This is a genomic window from Bradyrhizobium sp. LMG 9283 (assembly GCF_045571415.1).
Taxonomy (GTDB): domain Bacteria; phylum Pseudomonadota; class Alphaproteobacteria; order Rhizobiales; family Xanthobacteraceae; genus Bradyrhizobium.
This window is the reverse complement of record NZ_CP120691.1, coordinates 8,264,932-8,291,066: the sequence shown is the minus strand read 5'-3', so window position 1 is coordinate 8,291,066 and position 26,135 is coordinate 8,264,932. Positions and strand designations below refer to the sequence as shown.

24 protein-coding genes are annotated in these 26,135 nt (G+C 64.5%); 15 read left to right on the top strand and 9 right to left on the bottom strand.

Going from position 1 to position 26,135, the window contains the following annotated elements:
• Window positions 1-66: 66 nt before the first annotated feature.
• Complete coding sequence (locus P6U29_RS38555; protein ID WP_407115323.1) at window positions 67-1,644, bottom strand: cation:proton antiporter; 1,578 nt, start codon at window positions 1,642-1,644, stop codon at window positions 67-69.
• 82 nt (window positions 1,645-1,726) lie between these two features.
• On the opposite strand from P6U29_RS38555, the gene P6U29_RS38550 reads away from it, so the two are divergent.
• The 5 genes from P6U29_RS38550 (at window position 1,727) to P6U29_RS38530 (ending at window position 6,925) form a co-directional block, all read left to right on the top strand.
• On the top strand, window positions 1,727-2,485 hold the full coding sequence (locus tag P6U29_RS38550) for a tetratricopeptide repeat protein (RefSeq protein WP_407115322.1): 759 nt from the start codon (window positions 1,727-1,729) through the stop codon (window positions 2,483-2,485).
• A gap of 110 nt (window positions 2,486-2,595) precedes the next feature.
• Window positions 2,596-3,978 carry a tetratricopeptide repeat protein gene (locus tag P6U29_RS38545; RefSeq protein WP_407119547.1) on the top strand — a complete coding sequence of 461 codons (1,383 nt, stop codon included), beginning with the start codon at window positions 2,596-2,598 and terminating at the stop codon, window positions 3,976-3,978.
• 349 nt (window positions 3,979-4,327) lie between these two features.
• A complete protein-coding gene (locus tag P6U29_RS38540) occupies window positions 4,328-6,250 on the top strand; it encodes a propionyl-CoA synthetase (protein WP_407115321.1) in 1,923 nt (640 codons plus the stop codon).
• A 173-nt stretch (window positions 6,251-6,423) separates the two neighbouring features.
• Entirely contained in the window at window positions 6,424-6,693 is a 270-nt protein-coding gene (locus P6U29_RS38535) for a hypothetical protein (protein WP_407115320.1), read from the top strand.
• 25 nt (window positions 6,694-6,718) lie between these two features.
• Window positions 6,719-6,925, top strand: coding sequence for a DUF6494 family protein (locus P6U29_RS38530; protein ID WP_407115319.1), 207 nt, complete (start codon window positions 6,719-6,721; stop codon window positions 6,923-6,925).
• 159 nt (window positions 6,926-7,084) lie between these two features.
• On the opposite strand, the gene P6U29_RS38525 is transcribed toward P6U29_RS38530, so the two are convergent.
• Window positions 7,085-7,780, bottom strand: a complete 696-nt coding sequence (locus tag P6U29_RS38525; protein WP_407115318.1) for a DUF1013 domain-containing protein — start codon at window positions 7,778-7,780, stop codon at window positions 7,085-7,087.
• A gap of 264 nt (window positions 7,781-8,044) precedes the next feature.
• Here P6U29_RS38525 and ispH point away from each other — a divergent pair, with 264 nt between their 5' ends.
• Genes ispH through rnhA form a run of 3 tightly spaced genes read left to right on the top strand, consistent with a single transcriptional unit; the run spans window position 8,045 to window position 10,464 of the window.
• Entirely contained in the window at window positions 8,045-9,013 is a 969-nt protein-coding gene (gene ispH, locus P6U29_RS38520) for a 4-hydroxy-3-methylbut-2-enyl diphosphate reductase (RefSeq protein ID WP_407115317.1), read from the top strand.
• Window positions 9,014-9,019: 6 nt separating this feature from the next.
• Window positions 9,020-10,003, top strand: a complete 984-nt coding sequence (locus tag P6U29_RS38515; protein ID WP_407115316.1) for a homoserine kinase — start codon at window positions 9,020-9,022, stop codon at window positions 10,001-10,003.
• The gene (rnhA, locus tag P6U29_RS38510) at window positions 10,000-10,464 is read left to right on the top strand and encodes a ribonuclease HI (RefSeq protein WP_407115315.1); all 465 of its coding nucleotides are present in this window, start codon (window positions 10,000-10,002) and stop codon (window positions 10,462-10,464) included. The genes P6U29_RS38515 and rnhA overlap by 4 nt, the downstream gene beginning before the upstream one ends.
• Before the next feature lie 166 nt (window positions 10,465-10,630).
• On the opposite strand, the gene P6U29_RS38505 is transcribed toward rnhA, so the two are convergent.
• The 6 genes from P6U29_RS38505 to P6U29_RS38480 form a co-directional block, all read right to left on the bottom strand.
• A complete protein-coding gene (locus P6U29_RS38505) occupies window positions 10,631-11,116 on the bottom strand; it encodes a peroxiredoxin (RefSeq protein ID WP_027575420.1) in 486 nt (161 codons plus the stop codon).
• 108 nt (window positions 11,117-11,224) lie between these two features.
• Entirely contained in the window at window positions 11,225-11,779 is a 555-nt protein-coding gene (locus P6U29_RS38500; protein ID WP_407115314.1) for a DUF924 family protein, read from the bottom strand.
• Window positions 11,780-11,796: 17 nt separating this feature from the next.
• Window positions 11,797-13,482 (bottom strand): long-chain fatty acid--CoA ligase, encoded by a 1,686-nt coding sequence (locus tag P6U29_RS38495; protein WP_407115313.1) that lies wholly within the window; start codon window positions 13,480-13,482, stop codon window positions 11,797-11,799.
• Window positions 13,483-13,674: 192 nt separating this feature from the next.
• The gene (locus tag P6U29_RS38490; RefSeq protein WP_407115312.1) at window positions 13,675-15,162 is read right to left on the bottom strand and encodes a D-alanyl-D-alanine carboxypeptidase family protein; all 1,488 of its coding nucleotides are present in this window, start codon (window positions 15,160-15,162) and stop codon (window positions 13,675-13,677) included.
• A 189-nt stretch (window positions 15,163-15,351) separates the two neighbouring features.
• Window positions 15,352-17,148 carry a glucan ABC transporter ATP-binding protein/ permease gene (locus P6U29_RS38485; RefSeq protein ID WP_407115311.1) on the bottom strand — a complete coding sequence of 599 codons (1,797 nt, stop codon included), beginning with the start codon at window positions 17,146-17,148 and terminating at the stop codon, window positions 15,352-15,354.
• 85 nt (window positions 17,149-17,233) lie between these two features.
• Window positions 17,234-18,283 (bottom strand): ABC transporter substrate-binding protein, encoded by a 1,050-nt coding sequence (locus tag P6U29_RS38480; RefSeq protein ID WP_407115310.1) that lies wholly within the window; start codon window positions 18,281-18,283, stop codon window positions 17,234-17,236.
• A gap of 228 nt (window positions 18,284-18,511) precedes the next feature.
• Between P6U29_RS38480 and P6U29_RS38475 the strand changes: the two genes are divergently transcribed.
• The 7 genes from P6U29_RS38475 (at window position 18,512) to P6U29_RS38445 (ending at window position 24,219) form a co-directional block, all read left to right on the top strand.
• Window positions 18,512-18,877 carry a hypothetical protein gene (locus P6U29_RS38475; RefSeq protein ID WP_407115309.1) on the top strand — a complete coding sequence of 122 codons (366 nt, stop codon included), beginning with the start codon at window positions 18,512-18,514 and terminating at the stop codon, window positions 18,875-18,877.
• A gap of 118 nt (window positions 18,878-18,995) precedes the next feature.
• Window positions 18,996-19,400, top strand: coding sequence for a phosphoribosyl-ATP diphosphatase (gene hisE / locus P6U29_RS38470; protein WP_129142772.1), 405 nt, complete (start codon window positions 18,996-18,998; stop codon window positions 19,398-19,400).
• A 45-nt stretch (window positions 19,401-19,445) separates the two neighbouring features.
• Window positions 19,446-20,048: a YqaA family protein gene (locus P6U29_RS38465; RefSeq protein WP_407115308.1), complete on the top strand. Its 603-nt coding sequence runs from the start codon at window positions 19,446-19,448 to the stop codon at window positions 20,046-20,048.
• Between the two features lie 46 nt (window positions 20,049-20,094).
• Window positions 20,095-20,634: a hypothetical protein gene (locus P6U29_RS38460; RefSeq protein ID WP_407115307.1), complete on the top strand. Its 540-nt coding sequence runs from the start codon at window positions 20,095-20,097 to the stop codon at window positions 20,632-20,634.
• Between the two features lie 36 nt (window positions 20,635-20,670).
• Window positions 20,671-22,071, top strand: coding sequence for an aspartate ammonia-lyase (locus P6U29_RS38455; RefSeq protein ID WP_407115306.1), 1,401 nt, complete (start codon window positions 20,671-20,673; stop codon window positions 22,069-22,071).
• A gap of 261 nt (window positions 22,072-22,332) precedes the next feature.
• Window positions 22,333-23,301, top strand: a complete 969-nt coding sequence (locus P6U29_RS38450; protein WP_407115305.1) for an NAD(P)H-dependent flavin oxidoreductase — start codon at window positions 22,333-22,335, stop codon at window positions 23,299-23,301.
• Window positions 23,302-23,445: 144 nt separating this feature from the next.
• A complete protein-coding gene (locus P6U29_RS38445) occupies window positions 23,446-24,219 on the top strand; it encodes a thioesterase family protein (RefSeq protein WP_407115304.1) in 774 nt (257 codons plus the stop codon).
• Between the two features lie 312 nt (window positions 24,220-24,531).
• Here the strand turns inward: P6U29_RS38445 and P6U29_RS38440 are convergent, their stop codons facing one another.
• Window positions 24,532-26,094: an AMP-binding protein gene (locus P6U29_RS38440; RefSeq protein ID WP_407115303.1), complete on the bottom strand. Its 1,563-nt coding sequence runs from the start codon at window positions 26,092-26,094 to the stop codon at window positions 24,532-24,534.
• Window positions 26,095-26,135 lie beyond the last annotated feature (41 nt).

Below are 26,135 nucleotides of genomic sequence, written 5' to 3'. Positions count from 1 at the left end.
TAATTTCGTGGCTATGGGTCCCGGATCTGCGCGCTTTGGGCGCGCTTATCCGGGACGACACGGAGTTTAACCCCCCGCGCTCAATTCTGCGCGATCGAGCTCTTCCTCGAGCCGGTGAAAAGCATCGTCGCCGATCACCTCGGTGGCGCGCAAATCGAAGATCGCCTTGCGCGCCGCTTCGATGGCGCGGCGGCGCAGGGGATCGGCGGGCAATTCGCCGTTGGCAATGCCTCCGTTCGGATCGGTCTCGGTCTGCATCAGGATGGCGCGGTATTCGAGCCGCAGAATTTCCGCCTCCTCCGACGGATCGCTTTCGATGGCATCGAGCGCCGCGCGATAGGCGACGGCGCGACCGCGCGCGACCTCGACGCCGACCGGATCGTCGTCCTTGAGGTCGAAGGCGAGGATCAGTGGCCGCAACGTCAAGCCCTGGATCACCAGCGAACCAAGCACCACCGCAAAGGCAATGAAGACGATGAAGTCGCGATAGGGAAAATTCTCCGGCAGGGCAAAGGCAGTGGCGAGCGTGACGAGGCCGCGCATGCCGCACCAGGAGATGATGAGGCCGCCCTTGGGCGAAGCGACGGCCCTCGGGTCCTTCGGATGATAGATCCCCTGCGCTACCAGCACACGCAAGGTCGTGCGGTAGAACGTTACCCAGCCAAGGCGCACCAGCATTACCGTGAGCAGGATCCAGGCGGCGGCCACGCAATATTCCCAACGCACGTCCGCGTCGAGCCGCGTCCAGATCGGCCGCATCTGCATGCCGATCAACATGAAGGCGAGCACGTTGAGCACGAACACCATCGTCTCCCAGACCGCATAGGAGGGCACCCGCAGCCGCGCCGGGATGCGCGCGGGCGCCGTGCGTGCGACGGTGATGGCATAGACCACGATGGTGAGGATGCCGGAGAGGCCGAGATGCTCGGCGGCGATCCAGACCAGGAAGGTGGTGGCGAACTGCACGATGATGGCGCTCGGCGCCTCCGTCACCTGCTCCATGAACAGCGGAATGATTCGGCCCGCGAGCAGGCCGGCGATGACGCTGCCGACCAGCGCCAGCGCCATGGTCGGACCGACCTGGCTCCACGTCAGGTGCTGAGTGGCGACCGCGCCGACCGCGATGCGATAGATCAGCAGCGCGGTCGCGTCGTTGAGCAGGCTCTCACCTTCCAGCACCTTGACCATGCGATGGGGCAGCTTCACCTGGCTCAGGATCGCGACCGCCGCCGCGGCGTCCGGCGGCGCGACGATGGCGCCGAGCGCGACCGCGGCGGCCCAGGGCATGTCAGGCATCAGCCGGTGCGCGACATAGGCCACGCCGGCCGTGGTCAGGCCGACCGCGGCGACGACCAGGGTTGAGACCGGAACCCAGTTGTTGCGCAGATCGCGCAGCGAGGTGTCGAAGGCGGCATCGAGCAGGACTGGTGCGACAAAAAGCGCCAAGGCGAGGTCCGGCTCCAGCACCCAGGACGGGCTCGATGGCACGAAGGCGACCAGCGCGCCGCCGATGGCGAGGAAGGTCGGGTAGGGGACCTTGATCCGCCGCGCCAGCGCCGATAAGGCAACAGCGCCGAGCAGCAGTGCAATGATCCATTCGAATGTCGACACGACGATCCCCGAAGCCGGTTTGAGCCGCGCCACAAGCTAGCACCAATCTGGCGGTATGATGGATAGTACGGCTCTAAAACAAGACCTTGAGACAAGACCTCCGACTGCAACGAGCATGCGTTTTCTCATTCACCTGTTCGGCGCCGGGCTGCTCTATGCATTCTCGCTGGCCCCGGCCAATGCTGCGACCGGCGGCGAGCCGGTGGCCGTGACGCAGGTCGATGTCGCGCCCTGCCTCACGGCGGCCGCGGCCGATGACATGGACAAGGCGGCCACTGACTGCGCCGCCGTGATCGACAATGAGAAGACGGCGAAGGACGACCTGATCAAGGCACTGATCGCGCGCGGCGCATTGTATGCGCGGCACGATCAGGTCGATCGTGCCATCGCCGACGACAGCCGTGCGCTTTTGCTCGATCCGGGCCTTGCGGATATCTTCAATGCACGTGGCGAGCTCTGGCTGAAGAAGGGCGACAAGCCCAAGGCGGTGCAGGATTTCGGCGCAGCGCTCAGAATCGATCCGAACCACGCGAAGGCTAAGGCCAATCACAAGGCGATGGCGCGTGAGCTCGAGCGGATCGGCGCGCAGATGGCGGTCGCTGGCAAGCCTAGCTTCAATTGCGCGCGAGCGCGTCGCGCGGTGGAAAGGGCGATCTGCGGCAACCGCGAACTCGCCGATCTCGATCGCGAGGTTTTTGCCTCCAATGCCCGTGCGATCCGGCAGGCGCGCGATGCAGCTGAAGTGAAGGTGCTCCAGCGCGAGCAGGATGAATTCATCGCCCGCCGCAACGCCCAATTCGGGCGGCCGGGTTACGATCTGAAAAATGCGATGCGGGAGCGCTTGCAACAGATCAACGGCGTCGACGGATATTGATGCCGCCCTTAGCCCTTCCTGCCGCCGGTGGAGAGGGAGAGCGCGCGGTTTGAACCTGTTGCCGGATGGCGGCGACAATGGGGAAAGCCCTTGTCACGGAGTCCAAAGCCATGTGCGGCATGCCCCGTTCCGCGCAAATGTCCTCGCTTGCCAAAATCTCGCTTCGCGCCTTCTTCCTCGGCGCGGCTATGGGCCTGACCTTCATCAGTCCGGCTTCCGCCGGCACCGATTGCGTGCCGGGGAGCAAGGCTGCTCCCGCAGAACTGGTCTCCGCGTGTAGCGCCATCATCGACCAGACCGCAAATCCGGCGTCTGAACGCTCCATGGCGCTCGTCGCTCGCGCCGAAGCCAATGCGCGAACCTCCGGAGGCCAGTCGCAGGCGCTGCGCGATCTGGACCGCGCCGTCGCGCTCGACGGCAAGAACGCAAAGGCCTGGCGCGTGCGCGGCAACCTCCTGCGCGAGGCCGGCGGCGACCTCAATCGCGCCGCGGCGGATCTGACCAAGGCGATCGAGCTCGATCCGCAGGATGCGGAAGCTTACGAGCTGCGCGGCGTCGTCTACACCAATCAGCATCGTTTCGACCGTGCCATTGCAGACTACGATCAGGCCATCAAGCTGAAGGCGGATTTCGCCCAGGCCTGGTCCGACCGCGGCGCGACCTTCTATCTGCGCGGCGACTACGACAAGGCCGTCGCTGACCTCAGCGAGGCGCTGCGGCTCGATCCGAACCGCGCGCGCAGTTACACTAACCGGGGCGCCGCCTACAAGAAGCTCGGCGAGCTCGACAGGGCGATCGCAGACGACAGCGAGGCGATCCGGCTCGATCCAAAGGTGCCGGAGTATTTCGACAACCGCGGTCTCACCTATGCCGCGATGAAGGAGTACGACAAGGCGATCGCCGATTACGATCAGGCGATCCGTCTCGAGCAGCGGGTGAACTTCCTGACCAACCGCGGCGACTCCTACCAATTCAAGGGCGAACTCGGTGCTGCGCTGTCGGACTACAACGACGCGCTGAAGCTCGATCCGAATTTTGCCAAGACCTACAACAACCGCGCCGTGCTCTACAAGAAGATGGGCGAGCGCAAGAAGGCGCTGGCCGACTACGAGGCGACGCTGCGGCTTGATCCCGCCAATGAGAACGCGCTGAGCGGCCGCCGCGCGATGATCGCCGAGATCGCAAAATTCGGCGGCGAGCCGGCCCGTGTGCTGAACGCCGCCGCCAGCCACCCGTCCTTCGATTGCGCCACCGCGAAGCGCGAGGTCGAGAAAGTGATCTGCGCCGATCCGCAGCTCGGCGTGCTCGACCGCCAGATCGCCGAGGCTTACGAGCGTGTGCTGAAATCCGCGAGCAAGCGCTCGGCGGATGGCCTGCGCAAGTCCCAGCGCGATTTTCTCGTCACGCGCGATGCGAGTTTCCGTCGCCCCGGCTATGACCTGAAAAAGGTCATGCAGCAGCGGTTGCAGAAGTTGAATGCGATCGAGAGCTGAGGCCCTCCTCGCCTCTTCCCGCCTGCGGGGAGCGGCCGGAATGCGCGCTGAAAGCGCGGATTCCGGGTGAGGGGGACTCTCCGCAAACTCATCTCTTACCGTCTTTTGCAGCCCCTCACCCCAACCCTCTCAGCGCGAGCGAAGCTCGTCGCGGCCCCGTAAAAACGGGGCGAGGGAGCGCACCGCCCGCCCGCCTCCGCCGAAAGGCCCATCCTTTTCGGCTTGAACCGCGGCCCATTCCCGCGAAAATATGCCCACAACACGGCCGGCAATTGATCCTGGTCATGGCGGGGCGCCTGTCCTGCCACAAGGGTCAGGGCCAGGCGAATAAAAGCACGGGAGCGCGGCAATGAACGTCCAGGGAAACGTCGACGGCAAACGTCGTTATCATGAGGTCCATGCGCGCTCGCTGGCCGATCCCGAAGGCTTTTGGGCCGAGGTGGCCAAGGAGATCGACTGGATCGAGCCTCCGACGAAGATCTTCGATCCCTCGCAAGGACCCTATGGCCGTTGGTTTGCCGGCGGCGTCGTCAACACCTGCTACAACGCGCTCGACCGCCATGTCGAACGCGGCCGTGCCGATCAGGTCGCGCTGATCCATGATTCGCCATTGACCAATTCGGTCACCAAATTCACCTATGCCGAACTGCTGAACGAAGTCCAGGCGCTCGCCGCCATCATGCAGGACTTCGGTGTTAGCAAGGGCGATCGTGTCATTCTCTATATGCCGATGGTGCCGGAGGCGGTGGTCGCGATGCTGGCCTGCGCGCGGCTCGGCGCGGTGCACTCCGTGGTGTTCGGCGGTTTTGCCGCGAAAGAGCTCGCCACACGGATCGACGATGCGCAGCCGAAGCTCATCCTCTCCGCAAGCTGCGGCATCGAACCCGGCCGCATCGTGCAGTACAAGCCGCTGCTCGACGAGGCGATCAGGCTTGCCGGCAGCAAGCCGAAAGCCTGTATCGTGCTGCAACGTCCGCAGCTCACCTGTGAGATGACGCCAACTCGCGACTACGACTGGGCCAGCCTGCGCCGCAGGGCGCTGAACGACGGCAAGAGCGCGGCTTGCGTGCCTGTCGCCGCCACCGATCCGCTCTACATCCTCTATACGTCGGGCACGACCGGCGTGCCGAAGGGCGTCGTGCGCGACAATGGCGGTCATCTCGTCGCGGTGAAATGGTCGATGTTCAACCTCTATGGCGTCAAGCCGGGTGAGGTCTGGTGGTGCGGCTCCGACATCGGTTGGGTGGTCGGCCACAGCTACATCGTCTACGGGCCGCTGCTTCATGGCGCGACCTCGATCATGTACGAGGGCAAGCCGGTCGGCACGCCCGATGCCGGCGCGTTCTGGCGCGTGATCTCCGAGCATAAGGCGGTGGCTTTCTTCACCGCGCCGACCGCGTTCCGCGCGATCCGAAAAGAGGATCCGGAAGGAAAGTTCATCCGGCAGTACGACCTCTCCAAATTCCGCACGCTGTTCCTGGCCGGCGAGCGTGCCGATCCGCCGACGGTGGAATGGGCGGAGCAGCAGCTGAAGGTGCCGGTGATCGACCATTGGTGGCAGACCGAGACCGGCTGGTGCATTGCCGGCAATCCGGTCGGCCTCGGCATGCTGCCGGTGAAGCACGGCTCGCCGACGGTGCCGATGCCGGGCTACCAAGTCGATGTCGTCGATGAAGCGGCAAAGCCAGTGGGGCCCAACACCATGGGCTCGATCGTCATCAAGCTGCCGATGCCGCCGGGCTGCCTGCCGACGCTGTGGAATCAGGACCAGCGCTTCAAGGAGGCTTACCTCAGCGAATTCCCCGGCTACTACAAAACCTCTGATGCCGGCTACAAGGACGAGGACGGCTATGTCTTCGTCATGGGCCGCACCGATGACATCATCAACGTCGCCGGCCATCGGCTCTCCACCGGCGGCATGGAGGAGATCTTGGCTTCGCATCCCGACGTCGCCGAATGCGCCGTGCTCGGCGTCAAGGACGCGATCAAGGGCGAGGTGCCCTGCGGCTTCCTGGTGCTCAAGGCCGGCGTGAAGCGCCCGCCTGCCGAGATCGAGAAGGAGATCGTCGCGCTGGTGCGCGACAAGCTCGGCCCGGTCGCCGCCTTCAAGCTCGCTATCACCGTCGGCCGCCTGCCCAAGACGCGCTCCGGAAAGATCCTGCGCGGCACCATCAAGAAGATCGCCGATGGCGAATCCTGGACCATGCCGGCGACGATCGAGGATCCCAAGGCGCTCGACGAGATCGGCGAGGCGCTGAAGGGAAGGGTGTGACGCGAAGCGTCTTCCCGGGGCGGTCCGCAGGACCGAACTATGGTGCGCAACTGCGCACCTGAGGATCTCGAGATTCGGGGTCTGGTGCTAACGCACCATCCCGGAATGACGGTGTATCGACTTACATTCTCCTCATTCCGCGCTAAACAGGGGCGGTCAACAAGGGATCCTCGATGCCACTTGCCGCCGCGCCACGCCTGCTGACCGCCTTAGCTCTCGCCATCGCTCTCTCCGCCTGCTCGGCGCGCTACCAGACACCGGTGGCGATGGGTGGCGATGATGACGATGCGGTCTGCCAGAGCCGGGGCTATGCGCAAGGTTCGCCGGAATACGTGGCCTGCCGCAAGGACCGCGACGTCCAGCGCAACGCCGCCACCGCGCGCGCCGACCGTCGCCAGCGCGATCTCGGCGAGTACATGCTGAACCACCCCGAGCGGCCGTAGGTCGTCCCGGTCAACGGAGGCCGTCATGAACGAGGACCAATTCAACACGTCTTTGCGTAAATACCTCAAGCAGGTCGGGGTCACCTCACAGCGCGAGATAGAGAAGGCCGTGCGCGATGCGATCGCAGCCGGCCGGATCAAGGGACACGAGAAGCTCAACGCGAAAATGGTGCTGACCATCGATGGCGTCGGGCTCGTCCACGAGGTCGACGACGTGATCGAGCTCGGCTGAGCTGCGACCTGCCGTGTAATACGCGTCAGTCCGACTTTCATCTTGGGGCTCGACTGTTCAGCCCGTGTCGTTCTGTGTGCCGTGCCCCAAAGCAAGAACGCGGCGGATGGTTCCGCCGCATTCGAGTCGATTTGGACGTTTGGCGCGAAGCCCGGAGTCTTATTCCTCCTCGTCTTCGTGCTTCTTGCCGCCGAGCGTCTTCAGCTTGGCGAACACGGCGTCGACATTGAGATCGTCGCTGGACTTTTCCGCGGGCTCGTACTCGTCCTTGCGGGTGGTCTCGGAGGCCGGCAGCAGGGTCGCGCCGCCATAGGCCGCGTCGATCGGCTTTTCCTTGGCGGCGCGCTGCACTTCGAAATCGAGTTCGATCTGCGAGCAGAGGCCGAGGGTGACCGGGTCGATCGGGGTCAGGGACGACGTGTTCCAGTGGGTACGGTCGCGCACGCTCGCGATCGTGCTCTTGGTGGTGCCGACCAGGCGCATGATCTGGGCGTCCTTGAGCTCCGGATGGTTGCGCAGCAGCCAGAGGATCGCGCTCGGACGTTCGTGGCGGCGCGAGACCGGGGTGTAACGCGGTCCCTTGCGCTTGGGCTGGGGCGGCAGCACCACCTTGCTCTCCTGGAGGCGGAGCCGGTAGTCCGGGTTCTTCTCACCCTTCTCGATCTCCTCGCGGGTCAGCTGGCCGTTGGAGAGGGGATCCATGCCTTTGATGCCCTGGGCGGCGTCGCCATCGGCGATGGCGCGGACCTCGAGGGGGTGCATTTTGGTGAAATCGGCGACCTGGTCGAAGGTCAGCGCGGTGTTGTCGAGCAGCCAGACGGCGGTCGCCTTGGGCATCAGAGGTGCGTTGCTCATGGCAAATCTCCTTTGTGCTTCGCCCACCCCTCTGGAGGCGAAACCGGTGGTCATCAGCGATGACAGGGAATTCGCGCTATATAAGCCCGGAGGGGGTAGCCATGCAATGGTTCTGCTATAGATAGTGCCTTGACACCGCCCGAAAGGGGGCCCAATTCCCTTTGAACCGCTGTAAGGTTCAAGCCGACAGTTTTAAGCCCTATTCCATCCCATCGACCGCCCCCGCCAGAAGGCGAAACGGGTGATTCGGTCACGAGATCGCCAATGTCAGCCAAACCAGACCTCAAGATCGTGCTTTGTTCTCCTCGCGGCTTCTGTGCCGGGGTGGTTCGGGCGATCGACACCGTGGAACGGGCGCTCGATAAGTACGGCGCCCCCGTCTATGTTCGCCACGAGATTGTGCATAACAAGTACGTCGTCGATGGGTTGAAGAAGAAGGGCGCCATCTTCGTCGAGGAACTCGCAGAGATTCCCGAAAATACCACCGCCCCGGTGGTGTTCTCGGCCCACGGCGTGCCGAAGTCGGTTCCCGCCGACGCCCAGTCCCGCAATCTGTTCTCGCTGGATGCGACCTGCCCGTTGGTGACCAAGGTGCACCGCGAGGCTGCGATCCACTTCAAGCGCGGCCGGGAGATCTTCCTGATCGGCCATTCCCACCATCCCGAGGTGGTCGGCACGCTCGGCCAGCTTCCGCCCGGCGCCGTGACGTTGATCGAGACCGCCGAGGACGCCAAGACCATCACGCCGAAGGACCCCGACAACCTCGCCTTCGTGACCCAGACCACGCTGTCGATCGACGACACCGCGGAGATCGTGGCGCTGCTCAAGGAGCGTTTCCCGAACATCAACGGGCCGCACAAGGAAGACATCTGCTACGCCACGACCAACCGCCAGCTCGCGGTGAAGAAGGTGGCGCCGGTGGTGGATGCGCTGATCGTGGTCGGTGCCCCCAATTCGTCGAACTCGCAGCGCCTGCGCGAGGTCGCCGAGCGCGAGGGCTGCAAGATCGCGGTGCTGGCGCAGCGCGCCACCGACATCGACTGGGCCAAGTTCGGCAACATCAAGAGCCTTGGTATCACTGCAGGCGCCTCCGCGCCTGAAGTGATCGTCGAGGAGATCATGGACGCCTTCGCCGAGCGCTACACGCTGCACGTGGAGACGGTCTCGGCCGCGGAGGAGAACGAGTTCTTCCCGCTGCCGCGTCAGGTGCGCCCCGAAGCTGCCGCCGAGTAGATCTTTATGGCGGTCTACACCGACGTCGCCGCCGACGAGCTTGCGGATTTCCTGAAGCAATACGATCTCGGCGAATTGCTCTCCTACAAGGGCATCGCCGAGGGCGTCGAAAACTCCAACTTCCTGCTGCACACCAGCCAGGGTTCGTTCATCCTCACGCTCTACGAGAAGCGCGTGGCGAAGAACGATCTGCCGTTCTTCCTTGCGCTGATGACGCATCTCGCCGAGCACGGCGTCAATTGCCCGCTGCCGGTGAAGGGACGCGACGGCGAGGCGCTGCGCGAGCTGGCGGGCCGCCCCGCCGCGATCATCACCTTTCTCGAAGGGGTCTGGCCGCGCAAGCCGAACGCGACCCATTGCGCCGGCGTCGGCGAGGGACTGGCGCGGATGCATCTGGCCGGCGCCAATTTCGCGGTTCGGCGCGCCAATGCGCTGTCGGTCTCGGGCTGGCGGCCGCTGTTCGACGCGGCGTCAAGCCGCGCCGACGAGGTGCAGCCGGGCCTGCGCGCATTCCTCGCCGCCGAGCTCGATCATCTCTCCAGCGGCATCTGGCCGACCAACCTGCCAGAGGGCGTGATCCACGCCGACCTCTTCAACGACAACGTCTTCTTCCTCGGCGACAAGCTCTCGGGGATCATCGACTTCACCTTCGCCTGCAACGACATGCTGGCCTATGACGTCGCGATCTGCCTCAATGCCTGGTGCTTCGAGCCGGATCATTCCTTCAACGTCACCAAGGCGCGCGCCTTCCTCAATGCCTATGGTCGCGTGCGCAAGCTCACAGAGGCGGAAGAGACGGCGCTTCCGCTGCTGGCGCGCGGCGCTGCGATCCGCTTCCTGCTGACGCGGCTGGTCGACTGGCTCAACGTGCCGCCGGGCGCGCTGGTCAAGCCGAAGGATCCCGTCGAATATGTCCGCAAGCTGCGCTTCCACCAGAGCGTGACGAGCGCGCGCGACTATGGGCTGACGCCGTCGGGGCTGGTGGCGTGAGCGAGCTTCCCAATGTCACGATCTATACCGATGGCGCCTGCTCGGGAAATCCAGGGCCGGGCGGCTGGGGCGCGATCCTGAAGTTCGGTGACAAGGAAAAGGAGCTGAACGGCGGCCAGCCGCACACCACCAACAACCAGATGGAGCTGATGGCGGCGATCTCCGCGCTCGAGGCGCTGAAGAAGCCGTGCACGGTCGATCTCTACACCGACAGCCAGTATGTCCGGCAGGGCATCACCGGCTGGATCTTCGGCTGGAAGCGCAATGGCTGGCGCACCGCCGACAAGAAGCCGGTGAAGAATGTCGAGCTATGGCAGCGCCTGGACGCCGCGCTGAAGCAGCACGAGGTCCGCTGGCACTGGGTCAAGGGCCACGCCGGCCACCCCGAGAACGAGCGCGCCGATCAGCTGGCGCGCGACGGGATCGCGATGGCGCGCTTGCAGCAGCGGGTGCGGGAGTAGCGCCGCGCGGTTGTGGTTCTACTCTCAACTGTCATCGCCCGCGACGGCGGGCGATCCAGTATCCCAGAGGGAGTTGTGATTCAGCCGAGAGGTCTCGGCGTACTGGATGCCCCGGTCAAGCCGGGGCATGACAGTGTCATTTGCGGCTAAGAACTGCGCGTATAGCTCACAGCTGCCCGAGCAGCGTATCCCCGCCGGAGACTTCGACCTTACCGGGCATCGCCTCGAGGTTCAGCTTCTTCACCACGCCGTCCTCGACCAGCATCGAATAGCGCTTGGAGCGGATGCCGAGGCCGTTGGCGGAGGCGTCCAGCTCCATGCCGATCGCCTTGGTGAAGTCGGCATTGCCGTCTGCCAGGAAGACGGCCTCGTCGCGCTGGTCGGTGTCGCGCTTCCAGGCGTTCATGACGAAGGCGTCGTTGACCGAGACGATGGCAATGGTGTCGACGCCTTTGTCCTTGATGGCGTAAGCATTGAGGAAGATGCTCGGCAGATGCATCTTGTGGCAGGTGCCGGTGTAGGCGCCGGGCACCGCGAACAGCGCCACCTTCTTGCCCTTGAAGATATCGTCGGTGGTCTTCACCTGCGGGCCGTCCGCAGTCATCACGCGGAATTTCGCCTCGGGCAGCTTGTCGCCAGTCTGGATCGCCATCGTCAGTCTCCCTGAAAATCGGTCCCGCTTTTTAGACCGGGCGGCGGACCTGCACAATATTGCCGGCGGCGGAAGCGACGAAGGCGGCGGCCGTTCACCATGATGTCATCAGCCGGAAAAGCCGCCATGATCGAGGAAGGCCTGCTCTTCCTCCGTCGTGTCGCGGCCGAGGAGGCGGTTGCGGTGGGGAAAGCGGCCGAACCGCTGGATGATGTCGGCGTGCTCGCGAGCGTATTTCAGGTTCTCGGCATTGTCGGTGTTTTGAAACAGCGCGACGCAGTGCAGCTGGTCAGCCAGATGCTCGGAATGCATGAAGGGCAAATAGAGGAATTCGAGCAGCATGGGATCGATCCTGCGGTCGACACCCCGATCGATGGCCCGGCGGGCGACGTCGCGCGCCAGCGCGTCACTGGCAAAAGTTTGTGGCGTGCCGCGGAACATGTTGCGGGGGAACTGGTCGAGCACGATGACGAGCGCGAGTGTGCCCCCGTCCGTCGTCTCCCATGATCCGAGCTCACCGGCGACCGCCTTCTGCCATACAGCGAGAAAGCGGCGCCTGACCTCTGCATCGAAAGCGTCGTCGCGCTTATACCAACGCTCGCGGCCGGCCTCGCGCCAGAAGGCGAGAATGCCTGATGGCTCGATGTCGCCAACCTCAGTCATCGGCCAGAAGCGTCGCCTTACGCCGCTTCCGCATTTTTCTCGGCGCGAAGCTGCCGGCGCAGGATCTTGCCGACATTGGTCTTCGGCAGGTCGTTGCGGAATTCGATTTGCTTGGGCACCTTGTAGCCGGTGAGCTGCTCGTTACAGAACTTGATCACGGCTTCCCCGGTGAGGTTCGGGTCCTTCCTGACCACGAAGGCCTTCACCGCCTCGCCCGACTTGGAATCGGGGATGCCGATCACGGCGCATTCCAGCACGCCCGGATGGCTCGCGATCACTTCCTCGATCTCGTTGGGATAGACGTTGAAGCCGGAGACCAGGATCATGTCCTTCTTGCGGTCGACGATCTTGGTGTAGCCCTTCTCGTCCATGATGCCGATGTCGCCGGTGCGGAAATATCCGTCGGCGGTCATCACCTTCGCGGTCTCTTCCGGCCTATTCCAGTAGCCGGACATGATTTGCGGGCCCTTGGCGCAGATCTCGCCGGGCTGGCCGAGCGGGACTTCGTTGCCGTCGTCGTCACGGATCGAGATCCAGGTCGAAGGCACGGGGATGCCGATCGTACCCGTGAACTCCGTTGCCGTCGCCGGATTGCAGGTCAGCGTCGGCGAGGTCTCCGACAGGCCGTAACCTTCGGCAATGAAGCAGCCGGTGATCGCCTTCCACTGATCGGCGACGGGGCGCTGCACCGCCATGCCGCCGCCGTTGGAAATCTTCAGCTTGGAGAAGTCGAGCTTCTTGAAATCGGGATGGTGCATCAACCCGTTGTAGAGCGTGTTCACGGCCGGGAAGCTGTTGACCTGATACTTCGCGAGCTCCTTGACGAAGCCTGCGATATCGCGCGGGTTCGGGATCAGGAGATTGCAGCCGCCGGCGCGCACCGCCAGCAGGTAGCAGGCCGTCAGCGCGAAGATGTGATAGAGCGGCAGCGCGCAGACGATCATGAGCTGGTCGACATGCGGCGGCGCGGCGAGCGCCGGCTGGAGCCAGGCGTCGTTCTGCAAGACGTTGGCGACGATGTTGCGATGGAGCAGCGTGGCGCCCTTGGAAACGCCGGTGGTGCCGCCGGTATATTGCAGGAAGGCGACGTCGCCGGGCGACAGCTTCGGCTTGTTGAAGGTCATGCCGCGTCCGGCCGACAGCGCGTCATTGAAGGGCACCGCGCCCGGCAGCGACCAGGCCGGTACCATCTTCTTGACCCGGCGGACGACGAGATTGACGATCACGCCCTTGAAGCCGAGCAGGTCGCCCATGCTGGCGACAATGACGTGCTTGACCTGCGTCCTGGCGATCACCTGCTCGACGGTGTGGGCAAAGTTCTCCAGCACGATGATGGCTTCCGCGCCGGAATCCTTGAGCTGATGCTCGAGCTCGCGCGGGGTGTAGAGCGGATTGACGTTGACCACGGCGAAACCGGCACGCAGCACGGCGGCGGTCGCGACCGGATATTGCAGCACGTTCGGCATCATGATGGCGACGCGGGCGCCGCGCTGGAGCCCGCGGCCTTGCAAGTAGGCGGCGAGCGCAATCGACATCTGGTCGAGGTCGCGATAGCTGATCGACTTGTCCATGCAGATGAACGCCTTGCGGTCGGCGAACTTGGTGAAGCTCTCCTCCAGCAGGTCGACCAGCGATGCGTATTGCGTCGGCTCGATATCGGCGGGCACGCCGGGCGGATATTGCTTGAGCCAGATGCGCTCCATGAAAGACTCCCCTCATTGACCAGAGCCCGTTGTGTCTCGGGCTTGCCTCGTTGCCGCCAGTATCCAGCTTGCCGGAACGGGTGGCAAGCCGTCGTGGCTTAGGGCAAAGGTCAGGTCGTCGCTATTGGAATCGTCGCAAACAGCACTGCCGCAGGTGCGAAGCGCGGGCTGCGGTGCAATTCCCGGGGGACGTTAACTGTTGTTCGCCGGCTTGGCGGCAGCGGCGGGCTTCGTCGCAGCCTTGGGCTTGGCGGGCTTCGCCGCCTGATCGCCGCCTGCCACAGGCTTCTCGGCAGGTTTGGCCGCATCGGGCTTGGCCGCAGCATGCTTCGCTCCGGCCGGCTTGGCAGCGGCCGGTTTGGCCGCGCTCTTACCGTCAGCCTGCTTGGCGTCCGGCTTCGCCGCTGCCGTCTTGCTGTCTTTGCCCGCGTCCTTGCTCGCGTCCCTGGGCTTGTCGGCCGCGTCGGGCTTCTTGGCGACGCGCGACTTCTTGCCACGCGGTTTGGACGCGGCCTGCTGGTCGGCGTCGGCCGCGACCGCCGCGATCAGCGCGGTGCCGGTGCGGGTCGGGCCGGTATAGACCAGCACGGGCTCGACCGCCGCGGGGGCCGAGGCCATCAGCTCGGAAGCCTTCATCAGCGGCGGCTGCAGGCCCGCCGTGAAGAAGGTGACCTGGGCCTCGCCGCCGGTGGCTGAGGCCGATCCGGTTGCACCGCCATTGGCCGCAATCAGCGCATCGTCGTCGTCACTGGCCGGCCGCTTGCGGTTGGGGCCGCACATCTCGTCTCGCAAATTCGGCGGCGAGGCGTCGACCGGCACGAGATTGTCGACAGTGCCGAGCGAGGGGCGCAGCCACGTCAGATTGTCTTGAGCGAAGCCTCGCTCGAGCAGCTGCGCGGCCTTCACCGCACGCGCGGTGCCGGAATTGGCACCCAGCACCACCGCGATCAGCCGGCGGCCGTTGCGCGTGGCCGAGGCGACGAGGTTGTAGCCGGAGGCGCAGATGAAGCCGGTCTTGAACCCGTCGGCGCCGGGATAACGGCCGATCAGCTTGTTGAAATTGCCGGTGATGCGTTTGCCGAAGCGGATCGCCGGAATGTGCACGAAGTATTCGTATTCCGGCAGGTCGCGCAGGAACGAGCGCGCCAAAATGCCGAGGTCACGCGCCGAAGTGATCTGGCCGTCGGCGGGCAAGCCGTTCGGATTGACGTAGCTCGTCTGCGTCATGCCGAGCTTCTTCGCGGTGTCGTTCATCATCGCGGAGAAGCCGTCGATCGAGCCGCCGACGCCTTCGGCGAGCACCACGGCCATGTCGTTCGCCGACTTGACCATCATCATCTTCAGCGCGTTGTCGACGGTGACCTGCGTTCCCGGGCGAAATCCCATCTTCGAGGGCGATTGCGAGGCCGCGGTCGGCGATACCGTGAGCAGCGTGTCGAGCGTGAGCCTGCCGTCCTTAACCGCCTTCAGGGTGACATAGGCGGTCATGATCTTGGTGACGGAGGCCGGGTACCAAGGGATGGTCGCGTTATCTGCCTGTAACACCTTGCCGCTGTCGGCCTCGATCAGCAGCAGCGCTTCGGCGCTCGCCGCGCGCGGCGCGAGCAATGCGGCACATGCGAGCGTCGCAGCGAACAGGTTGAACAGGGATTTGCGAAGCAGCGGGCGAAGGGCGTGCACTATCCGATTCCGGTCCTTGGAGATCCGTCTGATACGGACGGCTCTCGTGATCTGATTGTCGGTTCTGAAATCCGGCGCCGCCGCTTGCGGCGTCGCAAACCTATACCGGCTGGTGCGTCGAGAATAGGGGGATGGGCGCGGTATTCCGCAATGAAATAGGCCGAATTTCGACGGTGCTGTGGGCGCTTGCTAGGGAGATTTGGCCGTCGTCGCGGCAGTCTCGGCCGTCGTCACGCTGGCCCGCGCGTTCTCCTGAACCATGAACTGGGCCCTGGCCAGCTCGGCGAAATGGCCGCCTTTGGCCACGAGTTCATCGAAAGTTCCGCTTTCGATCACCCGGCCGTTCTCGAACACCAGGATCCGCGTGGCGTTGCGGATGGTGGAGAGGCGATGGGCGATCACGAAGGTGGTGCGGCCCTTCATCACTTCGTCGAGAGCGGCATTCACCTTGGCTTCGGTGACGGCGTCGAGCGCGCTGGTCGCTTCGTCCAGGATCAGGATCGGCGGATCTTTCAGCAGCGCGCGGGCGATGGAAAGGCGCTGGCGCTCGCCACCGGACAGCATGCGGCCGCGCTCGCCGGCATTCGTCTCGAAGCCGCCGCTGCGCTCGATGAAGTCGAGCGCCTGCGCGCGCTCGGCTGCCTTGCGCATCTCGTCTTCGGTCGCATCCGGCTTGCCGACCAGCAGATTCTCCGCAATCGAGCGGTTGAACAGCAGCGCCTCCTGGAACACCACGCCGATGTTCCGCCGCAGCGATGTCAGTGTGATCCCGCGCACGTCCATGCCGTCGATCCGGATGAAGCCGGATTGCGGGTCGAAGGCGCGATGCAAGAGCGCGATCGCGGTCGACTTGCCGGCGCCGGTCGGACCGACCAGTGCGATGGTCTGACCGGGCAGTGCGGAGAAGGAGAGGTCCTCGACCGCAGGGCGCTTGCCGTCATAGGAGAAGGTGACGTCGTGGAACTCGACGAGGCCGGACAACCTGCCGGCATCGATCGCGTCGGGCCTGTCGTGCACTGCGGGCACGGCGTCGAGCACATTGAAGAATTCGCGCAGCCGCGGCGCCTCCATGAACACGTTGTTGATGAAGCTCACGACCTGTTCGAGCCTCTGGATCAGCATCGTCGCAAAGCTCACGAACATCACGATCTCGCCGACTGATGTCAGCCCCTTGTCGTGCAGCGCGATACCTATGGTGAAGATCGTGAGCACCGTGATGGTGGTCGAGGCGCGCGTGATGACGGTGACGAGCGCCCACCAGGACAACACCGGCATCTGCGCGGCCAGCAGCTCGTCGGCGACGGAGCGCAGCCCTTTGACCTCGGATTCGACGCGGACGAAGCTCTGCACCAGCGCGACATTGCCGAGCGCGTCGGAGGCGCGCGCGGAGAGCTCGCTGTAATGCTCCTCGACCTCCATCTGCATGCCGAAGGTCTTGCGTACCACGAAGGTCGTCAGCGCGGTGAAGACGATGCAGAGCACGAACAGCAGGATTGCGAGCCGCCAGTTCAGGTACAGCGACAGCGGCAGCAGCACCACGACCGAAAGGATCGCGGCAAAGTGCTCACGGAAGAAGCCGAGCCATAGCCGCCACAGCGCATCCGTGCCGTTGAGCATCACCTTCATCAGTCGGCCCGAATGGGTACCGGAGTGGAAGGTCAACGGCAGTTGCAGGATGTGCTCGAAATAGTCGGTCAGCACCGCCTGGCGCTGGCGGTGCGAGAGCCGGTCGGCCTGCAAGGCCACGAGCGCGCTGCACGCGATGGTGAAGAGCCCGAACGCGACCCAGGCGGCCAGGAATGGCCAGGCCGAGTTCGACCCGGCCACCGTCTTGCCCGAGAGCACGTCGACAATACGGCCGAACAGCACAGGCTCGGCGAATTGCGAGCCCGCGAGTAGGAGATTGGCGACCGCGAGCAGCCAGCCCAGTCGCGCCTCCTTGCCGAGCAGCTCGAGAACGCGGGTGTAGAGACGGAGCATGGACATGCGGACGACGAGCTTGAGCGGATAACGGAGCCCGTATTCTAAGCAGGAATTGTGCTGTAGATACAGCGGAAGCTGCCAGTTTTGCTCAGTTGATCAGCCGCTCCGCCACGGCCGGCAGGAACTGGTCGTCGAAGACGTCGCGAGCCATGGGCCGCTTGCGGAATTTGAAGTCCTGCGCGATCTGGTCGATCGAGCGCTCCAGGCGCGCCGGCTCGACGCCGCCGAGGCCGTTGCGCTTGACCTCATCGGTCAGGATGTTGTCGGCGAGGACGGTGTGCAGGCGCTCCAGCTCCAGGTTGCGGTCGCCGTCGTCGATGCGGCTCGCCGCCTCCTCCGCCGCACGCCCCGGCTCCCTGACGGTGGCGTTGATGCCCGCGATCAAGGCGCGAAGGAAGCCCTTCACGGCGTCCGGCTTTGCTGCGGCGAAGGCCGGATTGACCACCACGGCAAAGCCATAGGCTTCGCAGCCATAGTCCGCATAGCGCAGCACGACGAGATCGGCTCCGGGCACGCCGCGGTCGCGCAGATTCACCGCCGAGAGAAAGCTGAAGCCGGCGACCGCATCGACTTGGCCCGCGGACAGGATCGGCTCGCGTACCGCCGCGCCGATCTTGTGGAATTTGACGCGTGATGCCTTGATGCCGTTCTGCTGCGCCAGCGCCGGCCACAGCCGCATCGACAGATCACTGTCGGCAACGCCGACGGTCTTGCCGTCGAGATCGGGCAGGAGGTGGATGCCGCGGCTCCTGCGCGCGACGATCGCATAGGGAGCGCGGTTGAACAGCACGAACACCGCCTTGACCGGCGCCGCGTCGTCCTTGTCACGAAAGCGGATCAGCTCGTTGATGTCGACGAGCGCAAGCTCGCTGTCGCCCTTGGCGACGCGTGCGAGCGCCTCCGGCGATCCGCTCGCACTGTTGAAGGACACGTTGAGACGTTCGGCGCCGAAGCTGCCGTCTTTCGCCGCAAGGAAGAACGGCGCCATACTCGCATCAATGGGACGGTCGAAGGTGAAGTGGATCGCTGTGGAGGGGACGCCGCTCTCGGCCCCTGTGGCCTCGCGCGCAGTCAATGCTGCGAACGAGATTGCAAGGGCCAGCAGGCCGTGAAGGGCGATCGTCTTGAATCCTGACATCGATTGCGCCGGTCCCGCATTGTTATGGTTTCGTGACGCTTGCAGCGCCGGCCCTCGGCGAGCGTGCGCGCGCCAACATGAACGGCGGATGAGCGCGGTTGCGTCACGATTGCGCAACCCCGTTCAGCTTGTGTTGGGGTTGGGGAACCCAACTTAGGTACTGCGGGTTTGAGAGGCATGAGCCTGTCCGCAGGCGTCCATTCCAGGTCCCAAAGGAGGGCCCAAGACATGTTCGAGCGATTCTCCAAGTTTGCGGGCCGAAAGGCCGTTCTTGCCACCGCCGCGGTGCTGGCGCTGACCACAATCGCCCCGACCGCTTCATATGCGGGCGGCCGCCACTGGCATGGTGGCGGAGGGGCGGCTGCTGCCGCGGCTTTCGCCGCCATCGGCACCGGTCTTGCCATCGCCGCAAGCCGTGACGCCTACGCCTATGACTACGGTCCAGGCTATGGCTATTACGGCGGTCCCGTCTATTACAGCGCCCCTGCCTATGGGCCGTATTATGGTCCAGGCCCGAACTTCCCGTATCATCGCTATGGCGGTACGGCTCCGTCCGAGTTCTGCGGCCAAGGCTATTATCAGAACTGCTACTAGCTCGGGCGCCCGAAGGTTGACCAAGACAGGCCGTCGTGCTTGCCGCGCCGGCCTGTTTTCTGCTTTTATTGTCGCGCGTTAACACGCCCGCCATTTGTTTAGAGTAGTTTGGAGTACCATGAGTGATTCGCTTGAGCGGCTATATCTGGCTGTGCTCGCGGCCAGGGATCTTGATCCGGCAACATCGCGCACGGCCCGGCTGTTTCAACGTGGGCCCTCCAAAATGGCGAAGAAGCTGGCCGAAGAGGCCATCGAAGTCGTCATCGATGCGGTCAATGGCGATAGCGAGGCCGTGATCCGTGAAAGCGCCGACCTGCTCTACAATCTCACCGTGCTGTGGGCTTCGGCCGGAGTACGTCCGGAGGACGTCTGGCGGGAAATGACGCGGCGGGAAGACTTGCTCGGTATTGCCGAGAAGCTGCCGAAGTCGCCGATGAAGCTGCCCAAAGTCGCGTCACCGCGCATGGCCTCTCGGCGGCCAATTGTCGCGCTCGAAGGCCGCGCCGGACGCAAGCGCCACTAGAAACGTCATAATTCGCCTCAATCTCGGCATGGACAAATCCGTCCCATGGTGCTTCATCGCGGCGCCATGCTGAAACGTATCTACGACTGGTGCATCGACGCCGCCCACAAGCCCTATGCGCTCTGGATCATGGGAGCAGTGGCTTTTGCAGAAAGCTCGTTCTTTCCGGTCCCGCCGGATGTGATGCTGATCCCGATGTCGCTGGCGCGCCCGCAGCGCGCCTGGGTCTATGCAATGGTCTGTACCATCACCTCGGTGGTCGGGGGCGTCGTCGGCTACGCCATCGGCGCGCTGCTGTTCGACTCGGTCGGCCAATGGCTGATCCAGGTCTACGGCCTCGGCGACAAGGTCGACGCCTTCCGCGCCTCCTATGCGGAATGGGGTGCGATCATCATCCTGCTCAAGGGGCTGACGCCGATCCCCTACAAGCTCGTCACGATCACCTCGGGTTTTGCCGGCTACAACATCGTCCTGTTCATCCTGTGCTCGATCGTCGCGCGCGGCGGACGCTTCTTCGTCGTGGCGATCCTGCTCAACCGCTATGGCGACTGGATCCGGGTCCGGATCGAGAAGCATCTCGGCCTGTGGGTCGCGATCGGCACCGCGGTGCTGGTGCTCGGCTTCGTGGTTGCCGTCAAGCTGATCTAGCGCCAGCGGCTTTGCCGCCGCGCCGGCTTCGGCTACGGTTGCCGCCATGATGGTTCGATCCGGCAAGCCGGCCATGTGGTTCGGGACGCTGATGTCAGCAGCGGTGTTGCTTCTGCTCGGTGGCGGCGAGACGGGGTGGACACAATCCGCCCCGCCGGCGCTCGGCCTCCAGGAGCAGGGAGTGCAGGCCGCGTCACCGCCATCGACACCCGCTCCATCGGCGCCGCCGGCGCACGAGGAAAATCCCGGGCTGATCAATGAAATGGGCAAGCTGTTCGACAAGCTGCCCGCGATTCTGCCGCCGATCAAAAGTCCGAGCGAGACCATGAACGACCTGTCGCGGCTGGCCAAGCCATCGACCATGGTGTCGGGACGCGTGGTCTGCCCGGTCTCGTCCAACGGCGCGCCCGACTGCAAGCAGGCCGCCGACCAGCTCTGCCAGGGCAAGGGTTACAAGGAAGGCAAGAGCCTCAACGCCGACTCCGCCGAGAAATGCTCGGCCAAGGTTCTCATCCCGGGCAGGCAACGTAAACCGGATGACTGCCGCACCGATACTTTCGTGACCAGCGCGCTGTGCCAGAATTGACGCGATGGCCCAGCGCGCAAGCAACAAGGAGCGCCCATGAGCCGGACGGAGCAGGACTTCCTCGGACAGCGTGAGATCGCCGACGACATCTACTACGGCGTCCAGACCATCCGGGGTAAGGAGAACTTCCACATCACCGGCATTCCGATGAGCCAGGAGCCTTACTTCGTGAAGGCGCTTGGCTACGTCAAGAAGGCCGCCGCCATGGCCAATCGTGATCTCGGCGCGCTCGACGCCAAGGTCGCGGATGCCATCATCGTCGGCTGCGACCGCGTCATCGCCGGCGACATGATGGATCAGTTCGTCACCGACTTCATCCAGGGCGGTGCCGGCACCTCGACCAACATGAACGCCAACGAGGTAATCGCCAACCTCGCGCTGGAATCGCTCGGCTTCACCAAGGGCGACTACCAGCACGTCAGCCCCAACGATCACGTCAATTACGGCCAGTCGACCAACGACACCTATCCGACCGCCTTTCGGCTGGCACTGATCCTGCGGCTCGAGAGCTACATGACGGCGCTGCGCCAGCTCCAGGAGGCCTTCTTCGCCAAGGGGCGCGAGTTCGACCGCGTGCTGAAGATGGGCCGCACCCATCTGCAGGACGCGGTACCGATGTCGCTGGGGGCCGAGTTCCGCGGCTGGGGCACCACGATCGGCGAGGAGGTCGATCGCATCTCGGAAGCGCGCGCGCTGCTGCGCGAGATCAATCTCGGTGCCACCGCGATCGGCACTTCCGTCACGGCCGCGGTCGGCTATCCCAAGCTCGCCGTTCGGCACCTCAGCGCGCTCACCGGCGTCGAATTCGTGCTCGCCAGCGATCTCGTCGAAGCGACCTCCGACACCGGCGCCTATGTGCAGCTCTCCGGCGTCCTCAAGCGCACGGCGAGCAAGCTGACAAAGATCTGCAACGACATCCGCCTGCTCGCCTCGGGCCCGCGCGCCGGCCTCAACGAGATCAACCTGCCGCAGCTGCAGCCGGGCTCCTCGATCATGCCCGGCAAGGTCAATCCGGTGATCCCGGAGGTGGTCAACCAGACCAGCTTCCTGGTCATCGGCCTCGACACCACGGTGACTTTGGCGGCCTCAGCGGGCCAGCTCCAGCTCAACGTGATGGAGCCGGTGATCTCGTTCGCGCTGTTCTTCTCGATCCGCACCATGGAGCGCGCGGTCAACAGCCTACGCGAGAATTGCGTTGTCGGCATCACCGCCAACGAGGAGCACACCCGCAACATGGTGCTGAACTCGCTCGGCATCGTCACCGTTCTGAAGCCGCTGCTCGGCTACAAGCAATGCGCCGAGATCGCCCGCGAGGGCTACAAGAGTGGCAAGTCGCTGCACCAGATCGTCGTGGTCGAGCGGAAATTGCTGACTCAGGAGAAGTGGGACGAGATGTTCTCGTTCGAGCGGCTGATCAATCCGGATTTGGTCGGGTGATCTACCGACACGCGCAGGTGCCACACCTCTCCCATGGGGAGAGGTTGGCGCGAAGCGCCGGGTGAGGGGGTACGCTTCCTCGTGGGACTTGATCCCCTCACCCGAATTCCTAGGGAGAGGTGAGGAGCGAATTCCGCCGCTTGGAATTGCGGTAGCCGCATCCGCCGCGGCGCCAAAACGCAATACTTGACAGTGGAAAGATTGCCTTGTTGGTATGACGGCCAACCTTCGATTTGAGCGTCAACAGAGGATCGTTCCGCAATGTCCATGCCTGCCTTGTTCAAAGGGCGCCTGTCGATCCCCGTGATCGGCTCGCCGCTCTTCATCATCTCGGTGCCCGATCTCGTGATCGCGCAGTGCAAGGCGGGTGTGGTCGGCTCGTTTCCGGCGCTGAATGCGCGGCCGCCGGAATTGCTCGACGAATGGCTGGCGCGGATCACCGAAGAGCTCGCGGCCTATGACCGCGCGCATCCCGACAAGCCGTCGGCGCCTTTCGCCGTCAACCAGATCGTGCACAAGTCGAACAACCGCCTCGACCACGACATGCAGCTCTGCGCCAAATACAAGGTGCCGATGATCATCTCTTCGCTCGGCGCGCGCGAAGAGCTGAACCAGGCCGTGCACGGCTGGGGCGGCATCGTCTTCCACGATGTGATCAACCAGAAATTCGCGCACAAGGCGATCGAGAAAGGCGCCGACGGCCTGATCCTGGTCGCAGCCGGTGCAGGCGGCCATGCCGGCACCATCTCGCCGCTGGCTTTCATTGCCGAAACGCGAAAATGGTTCGATGGCCCGATCGCGCTGTCGGGGGCGATCGGCAACGGCAAGGCGATCCGCGCCGCGCGCATCCTCGGCGCCGACTTCGCCTATATCGGCTCGGCCTTCATCGCGACCAAGGAGGCCAATGCGGTTGAGAAGTACAAGGAGATGATCGCGGGATCGTCGGCTGACGATATCGTCTATTCCAACCTCTTCACTGGCGTGCACGGCAACTATCTGAAGCCCTCGATCCTCGCCGCCGGCATGGATCCGGAAAATCTGCCGACGTCCGATCCCTCCAAGATGAATTTCGGCACCGACGCTTCCGGCGAGCGCGCCAAGCCGAAGGCCTGGAAGGAGATCTGGGGAAGCGGCCAGGGCATCGGCAGCATCGACAAGGTGGTGCCGGCAGCCGAGCTGATCGCGCGCCTCAAGAAGGAGTACGACGAAGCGATCGATCCGCCGTTGTAGAGCTCGTGTCCCGGACGCGGTGCGGCGCGAAGTGCCGCGCCGCCGAGCCGGGACCCATCGCCCAACGACTGGACCCCGGCTCAGCAGCGCACCGCCTACGCGCTGCGCAGCGTCCGGGGAACGCGCCGTGAGAGTGAGTACCAAATGTCCCCCATCTACCGCGTCGACGGCAACAGCGTCGTCACCAGTCCGGATGCGGCCGGTCCCTGGGACCGGCGCATGCAGCACGGCTCGGCACCGGCCTCGCTGGTGACGTGGGCGGCCGAACGCATCCCGACGCCAGTCGCGATGGACATCGCGCGCGTCACCATCGATCTGATGCGCCCGGTGCCGGTCGCGCCGCTCACGATTGGCACTGAGGTCCTGCGCGAGGGCCGCAAGATCCAGCTCTGCGAGATCAAGCTGCTCGCGGACGGCGTGCAGGTGGTCGGCGCCACCGTCCTCAAGATCAGGCGACAGGCGCAGGCGCTGCCGGACGAGATCAAGGAGGTGCCGGTCACGCTGCCGTCTCCGGAGGATTCGCTTGTGGAGGACGGTCATGCCGCGACCAGTCCCTTCGTGCGATCGGTCTCGATGCGCGCCGCGCGCGGCCGCTTCGGCCAAGCCGGTGCCGGCGCGATCTGGTTTCGCGTCGACCATCCCCTGATCGCAGGCGAAGCGGTCTCGCAGGCGATGCGCGCCGTGGTCGCCGCCGACTTCTCCAACGGTACCGCCTCGACGCTCGACTTCCGCGCCTGGACCTACATCAACGCCGATCTCACCGTGAGCTTCACGCGCCAGCCGGTCGGCGAGTGGATTTTGCTCGACGGTGACTCCTGGATCGGCCCTGACGGCGCGGGCCTTGCGATGTCGCGGCTGGCCGACCGGCACGGCTATTTCGGCCGCGCGGTGCAGAGCCTGGTGATCGAGAAGCGGTGAGGTGCTAGCGTACACCGCGCGCTTGAACGGCAGACTTCCGCCGCCGCGGAAGGGATGCTTGCCATCCTGCCAGTTCACAGACCGTAGAAGATCTTGATCTCCCACAGCACCACGATGATAGCCGTGATCAACGTAACCGCGGCGACTGCACTTTCCAGGGAAGCGACTCTCATATCTTACTCCGCTTCCCAGCCCCATCTGCGGTCTATTTGATTCCCTGATTCGCCGGCAATTGGGCGGGTATGGCCGACGCGCACTCCGTTGCCCGCTGTGGTGCCGGGGCCACAACGACACCGTAAGATCCCGGGGTTTTTACCCCACCATCCGGTCCCGCCCGCTCCAGAAGCCCGCGCGCAGCACCTTCTTGTCGACCTTGCCGACGCCGGTCATGGGCAGCTGCTTGACGAACTGGATCTGTTTCGGCGCATGCGCCGAGCCCTTTCGCGTCTTCACGAGATTAATCAGCTCGTTCGGATCGGGCCTTGCGCCGTCACGCGGCACGATGATGGCAGTAACGGCTTCGCCCCATTTCTCGTCGGGGATACCGACGACCGCGACCATTGCGACGTCGGCGTGCTGCGACAGCACGTCCTCGACCTCGCGCGGGAAGATGTTGAAGCCGCCGGAGACGATCATGTCCTTCTTGCGGTCGAGGATGGACATGTAGCCGCGCTCGTCCTTGCGCGCGATGTCGCCGGTGTGGACCCAGCCGTTCTTCAGTGTCTCGGCGGTGATCTCCGGCCGCTTCCAGTACTCCGCCATCACATGTGGGGCGCGCACGCAGATCTCGCCGGCCTCGCCCGTCTTCACTTCCTGGTCGTTATCGTCGAGGATCTTGACCTCACACGCCGCGATCGGGAAGCCGCAGGACAGGAACAGCTCCGGGTTCTTGGGGTCGTGATCAGACTTGCGCAGCACCGAGATCGGATAGCATTCGGTCTGGCCGTAGAGCTGCGAGAACACCGGGCCGATGCGTTCGATGCCTTCGACGAGCCGGCTCGGCGACATCGCGGAGGCGCCATAGAGCACGAGCTCGAGCGAGGACAGATCGGTCCTGCCCAGCGCGGGATGATCGAGCAGCACATAGATCATGGTCGGCACGAGCAGCGTGAAGTTGATGCGCTCGCGCGCGATCGTTGCCAGCACGGCTTCGGGATCGAAACCTTTCAGCATGTGCACGGTGCCGCCGCGCATCAGGGTCGGCAGCACCTTTGTGCCGGCGACATGGCTGATCGGGGCGACCGTCAGATAGCGCGCCCCCTCCGGGATTTCGAAGTCGGCGAGGATCGCGGCGGCGGCTCCGGCATTTTCGCGGTGGTAGCGCAGTGCGCCCTTGGATTTGCCGGTCGTGCCACCGGTGTAGTTCAGCGTGGAGAGGTCGTCAGGGCCGGCGAGGCATCGCGCGCTGAAACGGCCTCCGGTCTCGATCGCCTGCAACAGGTCGACGCCATAATCGGCGGGTCCCATGGTGAAGACCGCCTTCAGCCGGTCCGCCCTCACAGCGAGCTCGCCGCCGCGGTCGCGGAAGGCGGCCGCATCCACCACCAGCATCTCGGCCTCGGAATCTTCGAGCTGGAACAGCTGGTCGTCCAGCGATCCCAGTGGATGCAGCCAGGTGATGCAGAGCCGCGCCAGTTGCGCGGCGACGCCGGCGCACCAGGTATCGGCGCGGTTCGCGGTGAGGAAGGCGACGCGCGCGCCGGGCTCTAATCCAAGCCGCATGAACACGCCCTGGATGCGCCCGATCACGTTGATGGTGCCCTGATAGCTCAGCGATCCCTCAGGCCAGGCGAAAGCGGTGCGATCGGGATAGCGCGACAGCGCCCGCAGCGTCTGCGCACAAGCCGGAGATGATGCGTGGAGCGGATCAGACATGTGTTTCCTCGTTGCTTTGTCATCGGCTTCTGGCGTGCCAA